Here is a 16,993-nt window from a genome sequence, read left to right as displayed (position 1 = left end):
CCGGCCCGAACACAAAAAATCTGACACTCTCCCGCAGCAATGGATATGTACAACAAAGCAAGATCAAAAGATCGCAGCCTCGTTCCACTCGACAGATCCTACACAGCTCCTACACAGCTCCTACACCCGCAACACCTTTCCGCCGATAGCCACCGCCACCAGCAGCACCGCCATCAACCCAAAGGCAAAACTCAAACTGCTGCCATGGGCAATGAACCCGATCACCGCAGGCCCCGCAAGGATCCCTGCGTAACCCAAGGTGGTGATGGCCGGCACCGCAACACTTTCCGGCATCACGGTCTGTTTGCCGACGGCGGTGTACAGCACCGGCACAATGTTCGAACAACCCGCGCCCAGCAGCGCATACCCCACTAGGGAAAACTCCCAATTGGGCGCAAAGGTCGCCAGGAACAGCCCCGCTGCCGCCGTCAGCCCACCGAACACGATCACCCGCGTGGCGCCGAGACACCGCACAATCCGGTCGCCGGTGAGGCGGCCCATGGTCATGGTCAAAGCAAACGCCGCATAACCCAGCCCGGCATACGCCGTGTCGATGCCACGCTCCTGCGCCAGAAACACCGCGCTCCAGTCCAGCGCTGCGCCCTCGGCGAGGAACACGATGAAGCACATCCCGCCAATGAACAGCACGATGCCATGGGGAATGGCGAACGCCGGGCCTGAGCTTTCGCTGCCATAAGGCAGCATGTTGGGCGCCGCCTTGCACAGCGCGGCCAGCAGCATCACCACCACTACCAGCATCGCCGTCAGCGGCGTAAGGCCCAAGCCCAGGAGGGCGCTGACACCCGCCGCGCCGACGATCCCGCCGAGGCTGAACAATCCGTGGAACCCGGACATCATGGTTTTGCCGCTCGCACGCTCGACGATCACTGCTTGCAGGTTGACCGTCGAATCAACCGTACCCAGACCTGCGCCAAACAGGAACAGGGCGGCGATCAGCGCCGGTATCGAAGACACCGTCGCCAGCAATGGCAGCGCCGCACAAATCAGTAGCGTGCCGCCGACCGCCACTCGCCGACAGCCGAAGCGCGTGGCTAGGATTCCGGCCATCGGCATCGCCAGGATTGAGCCCACTCCCAGGCACAACAGCAGCAGCCCCAGCGTTCCCTCATCCAGCCCGGCCCGCGCCTTGGCGTAAGGCACCAGGGGCGCCCAGGCGGCGATGCCAAAACCGGCGATGAAAAAAGCGACCCGCGTGGACATCTGTTCCAGGCGTCCGGGGACGAAGGTGGTGGGGGTGTTGAGGTTACTCATTGCAATCCTTGGTTAAAACGTCGCGTCCCAAGGGACAGTGACTGTCCTGTGAGGTTCGGTCGGCAGGGGTGCATCGTGGCACAGGCGGTGGGGGACTCGCGAGATGTTGGGTGAGGTTTTCTGGGGGCGCTCAGAGGTTGCTGCAGTGAATGAACTGGCCACTTCGCGAGCAAGCCCGCTCCCACAGTTGATCTATGGCGTACACGAAATCCAGTGTGGGAGCGGGCTTGCTCGCGAAGTGGCCGGTGCGGTCAACCGATCAATCAACGCTGATCAAAGAACTCAACCTGCGGCATCGTCCGCCTCATCAACACCTTGCCATTGCGCACCGAATACAGCGGCAAGCCCTGGCTGCGTATCACCTCATAATCGCTGTCCGCCGACAGGATCAGCAAATTCGCCGGCCTCCCGGGTTCGAGGCCGTAACGGTCCCCCAGGGCCATCGCTTTGGCGCTGTTGTCGGTCACCAGGTCGAGGGCGCTTTGCAGGTTGCGGTAACCGAGCATATGGCAGATGTGCAGCCCTGCTTCAAGCACGCGCAGGATGTTGCCGTTACCCAGTGGATACCAGGGGTCGACGATCGAGTCCTGGCCGAAGCACACGTTCATGCCCGCTTCGAGCAGTTCGTTGACTCTTGTCACCCCGCGGCGTTTCGGAAAATTGTCGAAGCGGCCTTGCAGGTGAATGCTTTCGGTCGGGCAGGAGACAAAACTGATTCCCGAATGGCCCAGCAGACGAAACAGCTTGGCGCAGTAAGCATTGTCGTAGGAACCCATGGCGGTGGTGTGGCTGGCCGTGACACGCGAACCCATGTCGCGGCTGCGCGCTTCTTCGGCCAGCACTTCAAGGAAGCGCGAATGCGGGTCGTCGGTTTCGTCGCAGTGCACATCCACCAGGCAACCGGTGCGCTCGGCCAGGTCCATCAGATACTTCACCGAGCTTACGCCCTGATCCCGGGTGTATTCGAAATGCGGAATGCCGCCCACCACGTCGGCGCCCATTCGAATCGCTTCTTCCATCAGCTCGCGACCATTTCGATAGGACTCGATGCCTTCCTGGGGAAACGCAACGATCTGCATGTCGACCAGATGCCGGCTCTCCTCGCGCACTTCGAGCATCGCTTTTAGCGCAGTCAGTTGCGGGTCGGTGACGTCGACATGGGTGCGCACATGCTGGATGCCATGGGCGGCGAGGGCTTGCAGGGTTTTACGGGTGCGGGTCTTGGTATCTTCTTCGGTGATGGTGACCTTGCGTTCGCTCCAGCACTCGATGCCTTCAAACAGCGTGCCGCTCATATTCCAGCGCGGTTCGCCAGCGGTGAGGGTGGCGTCGAGGTGAATGTGCGGTTCGACAAAGGGTGGAATCACCAGGTTGCCGCCAGCGTCCAGGTCGTCAGGCCCCAGGGTGTGGGCTTCGGTCTGCCGGGCGATGCTGCTGATCAGGCCGTTTTCCAGGTGCAACTCATGCAGGCCTTCTTGGTTGCGCAGGCGGGCGTTGATGATGTGCATCAGGCGAATCCTTCTAGATATCTTGTAGTGGTGCGCTGGCGACTCGGGCGCCAAATACGCTGGTCAATAGCACATACGTTAGCGCGGCAGCGGCAATCCCTACCAGCGGAGCAATCCACGGCGAACTGAAAGCGGCCACGGTGCCGACCGCGTAGGCGCCCAGCCCAGCCCAGTTGAACGCCGGCAGATGCACCTCGGCCAGACGTGGATATTGACCGCGGTAGCGGAAGAAAAAGTCCGCCATGATCACTCCGCCTATCGGCGGAATCACCGTGCCAAGCAGGATGAGATAGGGCACCAGCATGTCGTACATGCCCAACAACGCCAGCGCCGTGCCGATCAGCGCGCCTACCAGGGTCACGGTCTTGCGTCGACCAGTGCGCAGCAGGTTGCAGCCGGCGACGGCGAAGTTGTAGATGGTGTTGTCCTGGGTGCTCCAGATGTTGAGCAGCAGCATCGCCATCGCGGCCATGGCAAATCCCTGCAGTAACAGCACTTCGACCACGTCCGGTTGCTGGTAGACGATTGCCCCGTAGGCGCCGATCAACACCATCAGGCCGTTGCCGATGAAAAAACCGATCAGGCTCGCCAGCACCGCCACCCGCGCCGAGCGTGAGAAGCGCGTCCAGTTGGTCGCCTGGGTGGCGCCGCTGACGAAGGTGCCGAACACCAGCGTGATGGCGGTCGACCAGTCCAGTGTTCCCGTGGGCACCACGGCGAGCAGGCCGTCGATGCCGCCGACTGTCACCGTGGCGACCCACATAGACAGTGTCAGCAGCAACATCATCGCGGGCACGGCAATGTAGGAGAGAACTTCCAGGCCGCGATAACCCACATAAGCGGTGGCGCAGAAGGCCAGGCCGAACAGCGCCATCAAGCCCAGTACTGTGCCATCGCCCAGGCCGAAGTATTTGCCCAGCACCACAGCGGCGGTCGCGGTACCCCAGGCGTACCAGCCGATCTGGGTGAATCCAAGGATCAGGTCGCTGAGCTTGCTGCCCACTTCTCCAAAGCAGAAGCGGCCCATCAGCACCGAATTGAGACCGCTCTTGAAGGCGATGTAACCCAGGGCTGCTGCGTACAGCCCCAGCAGCAGATTACCGATGAGGATCACCGCCATCATCTCGCCGAAACTGAACGCCACGCCAAGCTTGCCGCCGGCGAACATGGTGGCAGTGAAAAAGGTGAATCCCAGTAACACCATGACGGTGGAAGCCAGGCCTTTGCGCGCATGCATAGGGACTTCGCTGAGGGGGTAGTCGTTGCCGGGGGCATTTTGCGTCATGGGGCGTTCCTTGCTGGAGGGAGGACGCGAGGAGGGTTGCAGTGGTCGTGCCAATGTTGTTGGTCGGGGCTCAGGGGAGTAATGGCAGGAAACGTAAAAGTGCCGCGACGATTGCCTCCGGGGCATCCTCCTGCATCAGATGCCCGGCATTGGCGATCGGATGAAATTGCGCCCCTGGAATCATCTGGTGTAGCGCTCGCCCACGTTCGATGGGGATCCACTGATCGTCCTCACCCCACAGGATCTGCACGGGACACCGAACCTTCGGGTACAGGTTCTCGACCTCGCGGGTGTAACGCTCGTCCATCTGCGCGATCTGTCGATAGAACGCCGCCTGCCCCGGATCACCCATCCAGGGCTGCACATAGGCGGCAAGTTCTTCATCGGGGATGTCACGCTTGATCGCCCCACGAATATAAGCCGGCACGATGGCGCGCTGGATGTAATCGGGCAGACCACTGAACGCCGCCTCATGTTGGCGCACATGCTGCACGAACGGTGATCCCCAGGGCGTCAGCGCCACCGGGTCGATCAGGGTCAGGCTGCGGTAATCCTTGCCGTTGAGCAGGTGCGCACGCAAGGCCGTGGCGCCGCCGAAGTCGTGGGCCACTACATCGGGGCGGTCCAGCCCCCAATGTTCCAGCAATCGGGCCAGCAGCTCGTTCTGAATGCCGAGCGACACATCGCCGTCGATCTTGTCCGACTGCCCATAGCCCAGTAGGTCGAAGTAATGCACCCGGTGGGTGGCAATGAAATGCGGCGCGATGCGGTGCCAGACGAGGGATGAGAAGGGCGTGCCGTGAACGAACACCAGCGGCGGGCCGTCGCCGCGTACGGCGAAGCGGATGGAGTGTCCATTGAAGCGAAAGGTTTGGGGCAGCGGCCAGTCAGTCATGCCCATGTCGTCTTGGTGGGGGAGAGGTAAAGAGCATAGGCATAAAAAACAGCCCAGGGGGCTGTTCGGGTGTTTCACTGACGAAACGCATGTCGTCAATCTGTAGGAGCGAGCTTGCTCGCGATGGTCTTCAACGATAACGCTGGAAGCCTGGTACCCAGCGGCGCTCTCAGGTTTTTCGCGAGCAAGCTCGCTCCTACAGTAGGGATGTGTTGGTCGGGGTTATTCGCCGTGATAGATGCAACCGCTGGTGCAGGTTTCATGGATGCGGATCGCACTAAGCTCCGGCAGCAATGGCTTCAACTCCCCCCAGATCCACTTGGCCAGCACTTCACTGGTCGGATTCTCCAGCCCAGGAATGTCATTGAGGTAGTTGTGATCCAGTCGCTCGTACAGCGGCTTGAAAATCGCCTTGATCTCGGAGAAATCGCGAATCCAGCCGGTGTGCGGATCAAGATCGCCACTGAGGTGAATCGCTACTTTGAACGAGTGGCCGTGCAGGCGACCGCACTTGTGGCCGTCCGGGACGTGGGGCAGGCGGTGGGCGGATTCGAAGGTAAATTCTTTGAAGATTTCCACAGTGTCTTGAGCTCTGTCAGGTGGCGATCGCCGCAGCGATAGGGGCAGGTGGCGAGTTTAACAGCTTGTCCTGACTAAAGGGTCAGCAAGCGCTCGCCGAGGCGACCGTTGGCGGCCAGTTCGAGGAACTCGTCGCCCAGGCGGCGGCTTTCTTCCATCGCCGCGCGCCAGTACTTCTGCCGGCTTGGCGCATCGCCCATGAAGCGTTTGAAGTCATTGCGGTCCGGCAGCTTGCCGAATGGCAGGCGCGCCAGGTATTGCTTCGACGGCGCAAGCAATAGCACGTCCTGCAGCCGCGCAGTGCAGGCCCGGCGCCAGGGCAGGGACTTGTCGAACCAGCCGGGAATAATCCGGTCGGTGAAGTGCGGGTACAGCACGATGTCATTGCCGCTGTAGGGCAGGTCGAGGTGGTAGTCGAGCAGGCCGCCGTCGCGAAAGGTCCCCGCGCCAGCGCCCGGCAGGTCCTGTACGCCCTCCATGACCATGGGGATCGAGCCGGACGCGAGCAGCGCCTGGCGCAGGTTGCCGGCGTTCAATGCGACGAAGCGCGAGGGGAAGTCGGTGAGCGGGTGCACGGGCGGGGCAAGGCGTGGATCGTGGATGATCAGCCGTTCGAAATGCCGCGACAGCCGCGAACGGCTGCGCAGGTTGTCAGCGATTACCGCCGACAACCCCAGGCCCAAGTGGCCGCGATGGTCTTGTGCGAGTCGGCCGTGGCTTTTGACCACCATGATGTTCAGACGATAATGCGCGTTATCGAGAATCGTCGAGTCGCGGCCGTCGAGCAAATCCTCAAGCATGCGCCGCGAGCTCTGGCTGATCTGTGCCATGGTCACGCCCTTGTTGAAGTCCTGCTCGGTATACAAGCGGCCGAGACGCCGGATGCCCTCGGCGGCGTCCGGCAGGCAAGCGCTGGCGAAACGCCAGGAGCCCACCGAGGCACCGATTAGCGAGCGCTCCCGTGGCGCGGCCGGCAGCCACTCACCGAACAACGCCAGGTCCAGCCCCTGAATCCCCAGCGCCTTGGGGCCACCGGCGGCGCCGGGCAGCGTGCCGACATCGGTGGCACTGAGCCCGTGTTCGCGGATGCGCGCGAAGGCCCGGGGGCCGGCTTTGAGGGTCAGGGCGGGGAACTTGATGTGGATGGCGGTCATACCGGTCTCGATGTCTGGCAAGCGGGAGTGATTATAGGAGATTTCAGCGTCAAACCCCGTAGGAGCTGCATGATGGCAATTCAGTTTCAATTAAGTTCGAATCGCTAAGGTGCCTTCCGTACGCAACACACGAATAATCCGGAGACACCGATGAAAACCCTGACTGCTGTGTTCACTGCTTCCCTCATCGCCATGACTGCCAGCATCGCCCACGCCCGTGACCTGGGCCCTGATGAAGCCCTGCGGTTGCGCGACGCTGGTACCATTGTGTCTTTCGAGAAGCTCAACGCTACCGCCGTGTCCAAACACCCGGGCTCCACCATCACCGAAACGGAGCTGGAAGAAGAGTACGGCAAGTACATCTACCAGGTTGAGATGCGCGACCCACAGGGTCTGGAGTGGGACCTGGAATTGGACGCTGTCAGCGGGCAGGTGCTCAAGGATCATCAGGATACGTAATGAAGGTGCATTTTTTGTCCGGCACACGCGCCAGCCACCGATTGGGGTTGGCGCTGCTGGTTTTCTGCTCGGTGGTCATGGCCCGCGACCTGGACCAGGATGAAGCCCTGCGCCTGCGCCAGCAGGGGGTGATCATGCCGCTGGAGCAACTGTTGCAAAAGGCCTTGGATCGCTACCCGGGAGCCAAGCTGCTGGAAGCCGAGCTGGAAGAGAAACACGACGTCTACATTTATGAAGTCGAACTGTTGACCGCCGAAGGCGTGGTGCGCGAACTGGACCTCAATGCCAGCACTGGCGAGCTATTGAAAGACAAGGAAGATTGACCGATGCGTTTGCTTCTCGTGGAAGACCACGTGCCCCTGGCTGACGAATTAATGGCCGGGCTGAGCCGCCAGGGTTATGCCGTGGACTGGCTGGCCGACGGCCGCGATGCGGTGTATCAGGGCAGCAGCGAGCCGTATGACCTGATCATCCTCGACCTCGGCCTGCCCGGGCTGCCTGGGCTTGAGGTGCTGGCGCAATGGCGCGCCGGTGGCCTGTCGACACCCGTGCTGATCCTGACGGCGCGCGGTTCCTGGTCCGAACGCATCGAAGGCCTCAAGGCCGGGGCCGACGACTACCTGACCAAACCGTTTCACCCCGAAGAACTGCATCTGCGCGTGCAGGCGCTGCTGCGCCGCTCCCACGGCCACGCCAACCAACCAACGCTCAAGGCGGCGGGCCTGCATCTGGATGAAGGGCGCCAATGCGTGACGCGCGACGGCGCCGACATCCAGCTCACCGCTGCGGAGTTTCGCCTGCTGCGCTATTTCATGCTGCACTCCGAACAGATCCTGTCCAAGAGCCACCTCGCGGAGCACCTTTACGACGGCGAAACCGAGCGTGATTCCAACGTGCTGGAAGTTCACGTCAATCACCTGCGACGCAAGCTGGGCCGCAGCGTGATCGAAACCCGTCGCGGCCAGGGTTACCTGTTCGGCGGACAAGCCAAGTGAGATCGATCCAGCGCCGCTTGAGCCTGGGCCTGATCAGCGTGATGGTGATTGTCGGCCTGGTGTTGGCGCAGGCCAGTCTGTGGCTGTTCGAATTGGGCCTGCACCGTTACCTCGAGGCGGGCCTGCGCAACGACAGCGAGAGCCTGCTGGTGGCGCTGGTGCGCGGGCCCCAGGGTTTGCAACTGGAGGAGCGGCACCTGTCGCCGGCCTATCAGCGGCCGTTTTCCGGGCACTACTTTCGCATCGATTTCGCCGACAAGCATTGGCGCTCGCGGTCCCTGTGGGACCAGGAGTTTCCACAACTCACCGAGCCGGGCCTGCAAAGCAACCTGCAACTGGGGCCTGAAGGCCAACGGTTGCTGGTGTTGCGTTCGGACTATCGTCGACTTGGACAGTCGATTTCCATCAGCGTGGCGCAGGACTACACCCCGGTGCGTGACAGCTTCCTGCGCATGCAGCAGGTCGGTCTCGGGTTGGGATTGGCGGGGCTGCTGCTGATCCTGGTGCTGCAACGGGTCACCGTGCGCAGGGCCTTGCGGCCCCTGGAAAAGGCCCGCGAGCAGATCGCCCAGTTGCAACAGGGGCAACGCTCGCAACTGGACGATCAGGTTCCGGTGGAGCTGGAGCCGCTGGTGGCGCAGATCAACCATTTGCTGGCGCACACTGAGGACAGCCTCAAACGCTCGCGCAACGCCCTGGGCAATCTTGGCCACGCCCTGAAAACCCCGCTGGCGGTGCTGTTGAGCCTGGCGTCGAGCGAGAAACTCGATGCTCACCCCGAACTGCGAAGGATCCTCAAGGAGCAGCTGGAACACGTCCGGCAACGGCTCAATCGAGAGCTCAATCGCGCACGGTTGTCCGGCGACGCGCTGCCGGGCGCATTGTTCGATTGCGCTGCCGAGTTGCCGGGGTTGCTGGCTACGCTGAACATGATCCACGGTGAACACCTGCACCTGAGCTACCGCGCGCCCCAGGGTTTGCGCCTACCCTGGGATCGTGAAGACTTGCTGGAACTGCTCGGCAACCTGCTGGATAACGCCTGCAAATGGGCGGATGCCGAGGTGCGCTTGAGCGTGGTCGAGACGACGCCGGGGTTTGAGTTGAGCGTCGAGGATGACGGGCCGGGTATCCCTGAAGATCAACGGACCCAAGTCTTCAGCCGCGGCACCCGGCTGGATGAGCAGGCAGATGGGCATGGCCTGGGGCTGGGGATTGTGCGCGATATCGTCGACACCTGGGGCGGGGTGTTGCGGTTGGAAGAGAGCGAGTGGGGCGGGCTGCAGGTGGTGATCGAACTGCCCAGGCGCTGAGACCTGAAGCTGTCACCCGTCCCCCTGTGAGAGCGTGCTTGCTCGCGATAGCGGTGTATCAGTCGACATGTATGTCGCCTGACACTCTGCAATCGCGAGCAGGCACGCTCCCACATTGGATCCTCCACATCAGTGCGTTATGCCATGGTTCAGACCCGAAACTGATCCATCAAGCTCTGCTGCTGGTTCGCCAGGCTGTTGAGCGACTGGCTCACCCGCGCTGACTCATTCGCCTGCCCCGACAACGACTCCGTGACGTCGCGAATCGTCGCCACGTTGTTGTTGATCTCTTCAGCCACTGCGCTCTGTTCTTCCGCGGCACTGGCGATCTGCAGGTTCATGTCGCTGATCACGGTCACCGCGTCGCCGATCTGGCGCAAGGCGGTCACGGCCTGGCCAACTTGCTCGACGCTGCCCTGAGCCTGGCGATGGCTGTTGCTCATCGAGCCCACTACCACCTGTGTGCCGCTTTGCAGCTGTTCGATCACCAGACGGGTTTCCTCGACAGACTCCTGGGTACGTCGCGCCAGGTTGCGCACCTCATCGGCCACCACGGCAAAACCGCGACCGGCTTCACCGGCCCGAGCCGCTTCGATGGCGGCGTTCAAGGCCAGCAGGTTGGTTTGTTCGGCGATGGCGCGAATGACTTCCAGTACCGAGCCGATTTTCTCGCTGTTGGCCGCCAGGCCTTCGACCTGCACCATCGCCGCGCTCATGTCGGCGGCAAGGTTGTCAATGCTGGTGGTGGTCTGGTCGATCACGGTCAGGCCACGGCGAGTCGCATGGTCGGCGTCTCGCGCGGCCTGGGCCGCTTGCGCTGCGCTGCGGGCGACGTCCTGGGCGGTAGCGCTCATTTCGTGGGACGCGGTGGCGACCTGGTCCACCTGGCGGTATTGCTGCTCCATACCGGCGCTGGTCTGGGTGGCGATCGCGGAGGATTGGTCAGCCGTGCTGCGTGCATCCTGCACCGAGCGTTTCACTTCAGCAATGATTGGCTGCAGCTTGTCGAGGAAGCGGTTGAACCAGCCGGCCAACTGGCCCAGTTCATCCTGTTTGTCGTAGGCCAGGCGACGGGTCAGGTCGCCTTCGCCGCTGGCGATGTCTTCGAGCATACGCGCCACGCCGAGGATCGGTTTGGTCACGCTGCGCGCCATCAGCCACACCAGCAGCAGGCCGATCAACGCAGCCAGCACGCCCAGGCCCAGTTCGACCAGGGTACCGGTGGTGTTGCTCTCGTCGAGTTGTTTTTCCAGTGCCTCGGCGGGGCCGACCAGGACTTTTTCGGGTACTTGCAGCAGCACGCCCCAGTATTTTCCACCGGGGATCGGCTCAAACGGCGCGAGCACTTTTAGCTGTTGGTCATTGTGCAGGCTGGCAATCTTATTGCTGGCCGCCAGCAACCGAATAAGCTCGGCGCCGCTCGTCTTATCGACACTGTCCAAACGTTGGCTGAGTTTGCTGGAGTCCGAGCTGTAGCCGGCCAACAGGCCGACCGGACTGATGATGCTGACGTGGGTCTGGCCGTCGTAGAGCTTTTTGCTCGCGACCTGGCTGATCGATTGCAGACTGTTCAGGTTGATGTCCACCGACAGCGATGCGATGACCTTGCCGTTGACCATCAGCGGAAAGACGATGCTGGTCATCAGCACGTCCTGGCCGTCGATTTTGTAGAAGTACGGTTCGATCACGCACGGCTTGAGCGAGGTGCGCGGGCAGGTGAACCAGGCGTTGGCAGGTTCGCCGCTGGGACCGGCGCTGGTGTCGGCCATGTCGCTTTCCGGCAGCGCCATGGACGTTAACTTGCCCGGAGTCGGTTGCGACCAATACAGGGCGAAGCGGCCCTTGTCGTTGCTGCCCAGTTCCGCCTGTCCGGCGAACAGTTCGTCCTTGCCGTCCAGGGCATTGGCTTCGAACACCAGCGACAGGCCGAGCAGTTCCGGGTTGGCCTGCAGCGCCGACCTCACTTGGCGGGTCAAGTCTTCGCGCAGGTCGAAGGCGTCGAGGAAACGTTTTTCCGCCTGGTCGCGCAGGAATAGCACCTGGCGCGAGAAGCCGTGGCCGTATTGGTAGGCGTCCATGAACTGCTGGCGAATGACCAGCGCCTGGTTTTCACCCTGGGACTCGATCCGTGCCTGGGCGGCTTCATTGAGCATCTCCATGCTCGAGGCCTTCACCAGCGCGGAACTGTGCTCCATGCGATACAGCGAAAGACCCACCAGCAGGGTCACAATACCCGCCAGGCAAAGCCCGGTCAGCAGGGTGATTTTCCATTGAATGGAAAGTTGTCTGAGTGACATGGAGACGTCCTTCTTCGATAAATATCTGCGGCTTGGAAGTGTAGCGGCCGTCATTCGGGATTCTTGATGGCGTTCACTGAATATTGACTCACACCCCTAGGCGGTGTGTTGGCTTTGACAAGGTGGCAGCGGTCCGGCACAGTGCGCGCCCTCTAATAAAACCGATTCTTCAATCCGCTGGCGGCTCTTCGCAGACTGCCGGCTGAGCTCATTCCGCTTGCCTTGAGGTAACGATGATTAATGCAGTAATTGCTGCGGTCGGCGTCATGCTGATACTCAGCCTGTCCCGCGTGCACGTAGTGATCGCGCTGATCGTGGGCGCGCTGGTTGGTGGCCTGACCGGCGGCCTGGGCATCGACGCCACGCTTAAAGCCTTCAATAGCGGTCTTGGCGGCGGGGCTACCGTGGCGCTGTCCTATGCCTTGCTGGGGGCGTTCGCGGTGGCGATTGCCAAGTCGGGGATGGCCCATGCGCTGGCGGACAAAGCGCTGGGAGTGGTTGATCGCCAGCACGCCAGCGGTGGCGGCCAAGTCAAATGGCTGCTGATCGGCCTGCTGTGGGTCGTGGCCATCGCCTCACAAAACATCTTGCCGATACATATCGCCTTCATTCCGTTGCTGGTGCCGCCGCTTTTATACGTACTGACCAAGTTGCAGCTGGATCGGCGGCTGATTGCCTGCGTCATGACCTTCGGCTTGATCACGCCTTACATGTTCCTGCCGGTGGGCTTTGGCAACATTTTCCTCAACGAGATCCTGCTGGCCAACGTCGCCCGCAGCGGCGTTGATATCAGCGGCATTAACGTTACCCACGCCATGGGCATCCCGGCGCTGGGCATGGTGTTTGGCCTGGCGGTCGCGTTTTTCAGCTACCGCAAGAAGCGCGTCTACGACCTGGGCAAGATCGAGCAGGTCGAGCAGGTGGCGGTGCAGTACAACCCACTGAGCCTGATAGTTGCGGGCCTGGCGATCGCCGCCGCGTTCGTGATCCAGTTGCTGCTCGACTCGATGATCATCGGCGCCCTGGCAGGCTTTCTGATTTTTTCGGTGTCGGGGATTGTGAAGTGGCGCGACACCGACGATTTATTCACGGAAGGCATGAAGATGATGGCGATGATCGGCTTCATCATGATCGCCGCCTCCGGGTTTGGTGAAGTGATCAAGGCCACTGGCGACGTGCAGTCGCTGGTGGAAGCCTCAGCTTCGTGGATCGGCCACAGCAAGGCCATCGGTGCATTGTTGATGTTGCTGGTTGGTTTGCTGGTCACCATGGGCATTGGCTCGTCGTTTTCCACGGTGCCGATCCTGGCGGTGATTTTCGTGCCGCTGTGCGTGCAGTTGGGCTTCAGCCCTCTGGCGATCGTCAGCATCGTCGGCACCGCAGGTGCACTGGGGGATGCAGGCTCGCCAGCCTCGGATTCGACCCTCGGCCCGACCTCCGGCCTGAACATCGATGGCCAGCATCACCATATCTGGGACACGGTGGTGCCGACTTTCCTGCACTACAACCTGCCGCTGCTGGTATTTGGCTGGGTAGCGGCGATGGTGTTGTAAACACTGCCTTCTTACTTGTGCCATTCAACTTTTGGTTCGGCGTGCCGTTAAAGCTTTCAGGCACGCCCATAAAATCAAAAGAGTAAACGTCATGCGCATGAGCCTGAAGGCTAAAGTCCTGTCACTCGCGGTCTTCCCGGTGCTGCTCTTTGCGCTGGTCATCAGCCTCACTACGCTGTTGATCCTCCAGGAACAGGCGCGCAAGGAAGTCGAGGAAACCCGGCAACGCCTGCTCACCGACGCCAAGGCCACGCTGCAAAGCTACGTGGCCGTGGCCATGACCACGATCAAACCGCTCTACGATGCCGCCACCCCTGGCGACGACGGCGCGCGGGCGCAGGCGATCAAATTGCTGTCGAGCATAAGCTACGGCAAGGATGGCTACTTCTTCGGTTATGACTCCAATACCGTGCGCCTCTTCAAGGCCAACAGCCCGGATGGCGTCGGTCAGAGCTTCAAGGACAACCGCGACCCGAACGGCGTGTACGTCAACCGCGACTTGGTGAAAGTCGCGAAGGAAGGCACCCATTATCTGCAATACAGCTCGCCGTTACCGGGCAACACCCAGGTGCTCGTGCCCAAGCTTGGCTACACCGACTACCTGGCGAAGTGGGATATGGCGGTCGGTACGTCGGTGAATCTCGACGGTATCGAGGCGCAGGTGGCGCTGGTCGAGGCCAAGGTGGATGAGCGTATGAAAGGGGTGGTGTGGAGCATTCTCGGTATCGCTGCAGTGGTGTTGTTGGTGATCGCCGCAGCGGGCGTGTTTTTGTCCAATACCATCTTGCGTCCACTGCACCTGATGAAAGCCAACCTCGACGACATCGCCGCCGGCGAGGGTGACCTGACCCGCCGCCTGGCCATTACCAGCCAGGATGAACTCGGCGAGCTGGCAGGCTCGTTCAATCGTTTTGTCGACAAGATCCATGGGCTGGTGCAGCAGATCACTGAAATGACTTCGCAGCTGACCGGCCTGGTCACTCAGGTGTCCGATCAGGCCCAACGCTCGGACCTGGCGATGGAGCGCCAGCGTCACGAAACCGACCAGGTTGCCACGGCGATCAATGAAATGTCGGCGGCGGCCCAGGAAGTCGCTAAAAGCGCGCAGAACGCTGCGGTGGCGGCCCAGCAGACGGATGAAGAAGGCCAGGCAGCCAAGCGGGTTGTGGCCGGTAGCATCGTAAAAATTCATGCGCTGGTGGACGATATTCGCAGCAGCGGCGTGTCTCTGGACAGCTTGCAGAAGGATGTGTCGTCGATTGTCAGCGTGCTGGGGGTGATTCGTTCGATCGCTGACCAGACCAACTTGCTGGCCCTCAACGCCGCCATCGAAGCGGCTCGCGCCGGTGAGGCGGGTCGAGGCTTTGCAGTGGTGGCGGACGAAGTGCGGGCGCTGGCCAGCCGCACGCAAATCAGCACCCAGGAAATCCAGAGCATGATCGACCGTTTGCAGGCGGGCACGCAGTCAGCAGTGGAGGCCATGCGCCGTTCCAGCGAGGCCGGCGACGGCACCAGCGTCCAGGCCAACGAAGCGGGCGCTTCGCTGGACGCGATGGCGCAGCTTATCGGCACGATCAACTCGATGAACGCGCAGATCGCTAGCGCCGCCGAAGAGCAAACCGCCGTGGCCGAAGAGATCAACCGCAGCGTGCATCAGATTGCGGCAGCCGTGGACAGCGTCGCTGACGAAACCCAGCTCGGCGCGCAAACCACTCGCAGCCTGGCGGACCTGGGGCAGCGGTTGGGTAGGCTGGTTGGGCAGTTTCGTATCTGACGTCTGGCGTAGCACAGTCCGGTGGTCAAGCACAGTCCTGTGGCCAAGCCCAGTCCTGTGGCCAGGCATAGTCCTGTGACCAAGCCCAGTCCGGTGACCAATGAGCTCCTGTGGCGAGCGAGCATGCTCGCGCTGGGCTGCGCAGCGGCCCCACCCACTGGCGAGCGCTGCGCACTCGAGCGGGAGCAAGCTCCCTCGCCACGGGGTTAGTGTTCGGCAGGAGAGGCTCGATTGTGTTTGGTGTTTTTGTCTCCTGTATATTCTTGTAGTAAGCACAGTCCTGTGGTCAAGCCCAGTCCTGTGACCAATGGGCTCCTGTGGCGAGCGAGCTTGCTCGCGCTGGGCTGCGCAGCGGCCCCGACATCTGGCGAGCGCTGCGCACTCGAGCGGGAGCAAGCTCCCTCGCCACGGGGTTAGTGTTCGGCAGGAGAGGCTCGATTGTGTTTGGGTTTTTTGACTCCTGCATATTCTTGTAGTCAGCACAGTCCTGTGGCCAGGCATAGTCCTGTGGTCAAGCACAGTCCTGTGACCAATGAGCTCCTGTGGCGAGCGAGCTTGCTCGCGCTGGGCTGCGCAGCGGCCCCACCCACTGGCGAGCGCTGCGCACTCGAGCGGGAGCAAGCTCCCTCGCCACGGGGTTAGTGTTCGGCAGGAGAGGCTCGATTGTGTTTGGGTTTTTTTGTCTCCTGCATATTCTTGTAGTCAGCCCAGTCCGGTGGCCAAGCCCAGTCCTGTGGTCAAGCACAGTCCAGTGACCAATGAGCTCCTGTGGCGAGCGAGCTTGCTCGCGCTGGGTGCGCAGCGGCCCCGACATCTGGCGAGCGCTGCGCACTCGAGCGGGAGCAAGCTCCCTCGCCACAGGGTTGGTGTTCCAAGCTAACTCGTCACGGGGTGTCGACAGCCCGGCTGCTAAGGTCGGTCCCAGTAGGGCACTGTGCCGAAGCACTCGACGAAAAAATCTATCACCGTCCTGACCTTCACCGACAACCGGCGGCTTCCGGGCCAGAGGACGGCGATCTGCTGTGGCTCGAGGCTATTGGATACCTGATACTCCTCCAGCACCGGCACCAGCGTGCCGTTACGCACGGCTTCGCCAATCAGCCATGACGGAAACATCACCAGTCCCAGGCCTTGTTCCGCCGCTTGAGTGAGGGTGTCGGCATGGTTGCCGGTGATTGGCCCCTTGACCGAGTAAGGCATCCAGTCCTGCTGCCCTTTACGGAAAAACCAGCGCTGTTGACCCGCCACGCCTTTGTAGACCAGGCATTGATGGACGACGAGATCGTCGGGATGACGTGGCGTGCCGCGATGCTGCAGATACGCCGGGCTGGCCGCCACCTGGAAACGATGGGGCGCCAGAATCCGCGCCTGCATGCTCGAATCGTGCAGGGGGCCGATGCGGAATAGCAGGTCGGCACCTTCCTGCAGCGGGTCGACGTAGCTGTCGGTCTGCTGGATATCCAGTTGCAGCTTCGGGTAGCGCTCGCACAACTGGCCCAGCCAGGGCGTCAGATGCCGTTGCCCGAAGACCACCGGGGCGTTGATCCGCACCAGCCCACTCGGCTCGCTTTGCTGCTCCTGCAGGGCTTGTTCGGCTTCTTCGAGCTGCACCAGCACCAACCGCGCGTGATGCCCCAGCATGCGCCCGGCTTCGGTGGGGGTGACAGCGCGGGTGTGGCGGTAGAGCAGTTGTTGGCTCAGGGCCTGTTCCATCAGCTGGATCTGCCGTGAGATGGAAGAGGGCGCCAGGCCTTCACGGCGGGCGACTTCAGAGAAGCTGCCATGGTCGAGCACCGCGACAAAAAGCCTGAGCGCCTTGAACCCGAATTCGTTGAGACCCTGCATGATGGATCCTGCTGTGCGTAATGCGCAAAAGTGTTGTCTGGATGCTCCCATTTATCGCAAAGGGAAG

14 protein-coding genes and 2 pseudogenes are annotated in these 16,993 nt (G+C 61.8%); 7 read left to right on the top strand and 9 right to left on the bottom strand.

What is annotated here, in order from left to right; genetic code table 11:
- Positions 1–120 precede the first annotated feature (120 nt).
- The 6 genes from L9059_RS25610 to L9059_RS25585 form a co-directional block, all read right to left on the bottom strand.
- Positions 121–1,272 carry an MFS transporter gene (locus L9059_RS25610; RefSeq protein WP_247293652.1) on the bottom strand — a complete coding sequence of 384 codons (1,152 nt, stop codon included), beginning with the start codon at positions 1,270–1,272 and terminating at the stop codon, positions 121–123.
- Between the two features lie 263 nt (positions 1,273–1,535).
- Positions 1,536–2,780, bottom strand: coding sequence for a cytosine deaminase (gene codA / locus L9059_RS25605; protein WP_247293651.1), 1,245 nt, complete (start codon positions 2,778–2,780; stop codon positions 1,536–1,538).
- A gap of 13 nt (positions 2,781–2,793) precedes the next feature.
- Positions 2,794–4,065 carry a cytosine permease gene (gene codB / locus L9059_RS25600; RefSeq protein WP_247293650.1) on the bottom strand — a complete coding sequence of 424 codons (1,272 nt, stop codon included), beginning with the start codon at positions 4,063–4,065 and terminating at the stop codon, positions 2,794–2,796.
- A gap of 70 nt (positions 4,066–4,135) precedes the next feature.
- Positions 4,136–4,960, bottom strand: coding sequence for an alpha/beta fold hydrolase (locus L9059_RS25595; RefSeq protein WP_247293649.1), 825 nt, complete (start codon positions 4,958–4,960; stop codon positions 4,136–4,138).
- 222 nt (positions 4,961–5,182) lie between these two features.
- Entirely contained in the window at positions 5,183–5,539 is a 357-nt protein-coding gene (queD, locus tag L9059_RS25590) for a 6-carboxytetrahydropterin synthase QueD (RefSeq protein ID WP_247293648.1), read from the bottom strand.
- 74 nt (positions 5,540–5,613) lie between these two features.
- Positions 5,614–6,693, bottom strand: a complete 1,080-nt coding sequence (locus tag L9059_RS25585; protein ID WP_247293647.1) for a patatin-like phospholipase family protein — start codon at positions 6,691–6,693, stop codon at positions 5,614–5,616.
- A gap of 150 nt (positions 6,694–6,843) precedes the next feature.
- On the opposite strand from L9059_RS25585, the gene L9059_RS25580 reads away from it, so the two are divergent.
- The 4 genes from L9059_RS25580 to L9059_RS25565 are packed head-to-tail and all read left to right on the top strand — an operon-like array spanning position 6,844 to position 9,457.
- Positions 6,844–7,152: a PepSY domain-containing protein gene (locus tag L9059_RS25580; RefSeq protein WP_247293646.1), complete on the top strand. Its 309-nt coding sequence runs from the start codon at positions 6,844–6,846 to the stop codon at positions 7,150–7,152.
- Positions 7,152–7,475 (top strand): PepSY domain-containing protein, encoded by a 324-nt coding sequence (locus L9059_RS25575; protein ID WP_247293645.1) that lies wholly within the window; start codon positions 7,152–7,154, stop codon positions 7,473–7,475. Before L9059_RS25580 ends, L9059_RS25575 begins: the two co-directional genes overlap by 1 nt.
- 3 nt (positions 7,476–7,478) lie before the next feature.
- A complete protein-coding gene (locus tag L9059_RS25570) occupies positions 7,479–8,147 on the top strand; it encodes a response regulator transcription factor (RefSeq protein WP_247293644.1) in 669 nt (222 codons plus the stop codon).
- Positions 8,144–9,457 carry a sensor histidine kinase gene (locus tag L9059_RS25565; RefSeq protein ID WP_247293643.1) on the top strand — a complete coding sequence of 438 codons (1,314 nt, stop codon included), beginning with the start codon at positions 8,144–8,146 and terminating at the stop codon, positions 9,455–9,457. The genes L9059_RS25570 and L9059_RS25565 overlap by 4 nt, the downstream gene beginning before the upstream one ends.
- A gap of 149 nt (positions 9,458–9,606) precedes the next feature.
- Here L9059_RS25565 and L9059_RS31115 read toward each other — a convergent pair whose 3' ends face one another.
- Positions 9,607–10,362: a methyl-accepting chemotaxis protein gene (locus L9059_RS31115; RefSeq protein ID WP_428480301.1), complete on the bottom strand. Its 756-nt coding sequence runs from the start codon at positions 10,360–10,362 to the stop codon at positions 9,607–9,609.
- Between the two features lie 102 nt (positions 10,363–10,464).
- A pseudogene (locus tag L9059_RS31110) lies at positions 10,465–10,611 on the bottom strand (HAMP domain-containing protein); the annotation flags it as partial.
- 1,379 nt (positions 10,612–11,990) lie between these two features.
- On the opposite strand from L9059_RS31110, the gene L9059_RS25555 reads away from it, so the two are divergent.
- The 3 genes and pseudogenes from L9059_RS25555 (at position 11,991) to L9059_RS31100 (ending at position 15,081) form a co-directional block, all read left to right on the top strand.
- Positions 11,991–13,307 carry a Na+/H+ antiporter family protein gene (locus L9059_RS25555; RefSeq protein ID WP_247293662.1) on the top strand — a complete coding sequence of 439 codons (1,317 nt, stop codon included), beginning with the start codon at positions 11,991–11,993 and terminating at the stop codon, positions 13,305–13,307.
- Between the two features lie 91 nt (positions 13,308–13,398).
- Positions 13,399–14,223 (top strand): annotated as a pseudogene (locus L9059_RS31105) (cache domain-containing protein); the annotation flags it as partial.
- Positions 14,224–14,259: 36 nt separating this feature from the next.
- Positions 14,260–15,081, top strand: coding sequence for a methyl-accepting chemotaxis protein (locus L9059_RS31100; RefSeq protein WP_428480300.1), 822 nt, complete (start codon positions 14,260–14,262; stop codon positions 15,079–15,081).
- 909 nt (positions 15,082–15,990) lie between these two features.
- On the opposite strand, the gene L9059_RS25545 is transcribed toward L9059_RS31100, so the two are convergent.
- On the bottom strand, positions 15,991–16,926 hold the full coding sequence (locus tag L9059_RS25545; protein ID WP_247293640.1) for a LysR family transcriptional regulator: 936 nt from the start codon (positions 16,924–16,926) through the stop codon (positions 15,991–15,993).
- Between the last annotated feature and the right edge of the window lie 67 nt (positions 16,927–16,993).

It is taken from the genome of Pseudomonas violetae (genome assembly GCF_023072615.1).
GTDB classification, from domain to species: Bacteria; Pseudomonadota; Gammaproteobacteria; order Pseudomonadales; family Pseudomonadaceae; genus Aquipseudomonas; species Aquipseudomonas violetae.
Note: the sequence above shows the minus strand (reverse complement) of the source record. Positions and strands in the feature narration are given on the sequence as shown.

What these genes read in the sequence shown, in the direction of transcription:
- L9059_RS25595 (WP_247293649.1), bottom strand. Translation starts at nt 4,960, where the DNA reads ATGACTGACTGGCCGCTGCCCCAAACCTTTCGCTTCAATGGACACTCC.
- L9059_RS31115 (WP_428480301.1), bottom strand. Translation starts at nt 10,362, where the DNA reads ATGGAGCAGCAATACCGCCAGGTGGACCAGGTCGCCACCGCGTCCCAC.
- L9059_RS31100 (WP_428480300.1), top strand. Translation starts at nt 14,260, where the DNA reads ATGACTTCGCAGCTGACCGGCCTGGTCACTCAGGTGTCCGATCAGGCC.
- codB (WP_247293650.1), bottom strand. Translation starts at nt 4,065, where the DNA reads ATGACGCAAAATGCCCCCGGCAACGACTACCCCCTCAGCGAAGTCCCT.
- L9059_RS25575 (WP_247293645.1), top strand. Translation starts at nt 7,152, where the DNA reads ATGAAGGTGCATTTTTTGTCCGGCACACGCGCCAGCCACCGATTGGGG.
- L9059_RS25610 (WP_247293652.1), bottom strand. Translation starts at nt 1,272, where the DNA reads ATGAGTAACCTCAACACCCCCACCACCTTCGTCCCCGGACGCCTGGAA.
- L9059_RS25570 (WP_247293644.1), top strand. Translation starts at nt 7,479, where the DNA reads ATGCGTTTGCTTCTCGTGGAAGACCACGTGCCCCTGGCTGACGAATTA.
- codA (WP_247293651.1), bottom strand. Translation starts at nt 2,780, where the DNA reads ATGCACATCATCAACGCCCGCCTGCGCAACCAAGAAGGCCTGCATGAG.
- L9059_RS25545 (WP_247293640.1), bottom strand. Translation starts at nt 16,926, where the DNA reads ATGCAGGGTCTCAACGAATTCGGGTTCAAGGCGCTCAGGCTTTTTGTC.
- L9059_RS25580 (WP_247293646.1), top strand. Translation starts at nt 6,844, where the DNA reads ATGAAAACCCTGACTGCTGTGTTCACTGCTTCCCTCATCGCCATGACT.
- L9059_RS25585 (WP_247293647.1), bottom strand. Translation starts at nt 6,693, where the DNA reads ATGACCGCCATCCACATCAAGTTCCCCGCCCTGACCCTCAAAGCCGGC.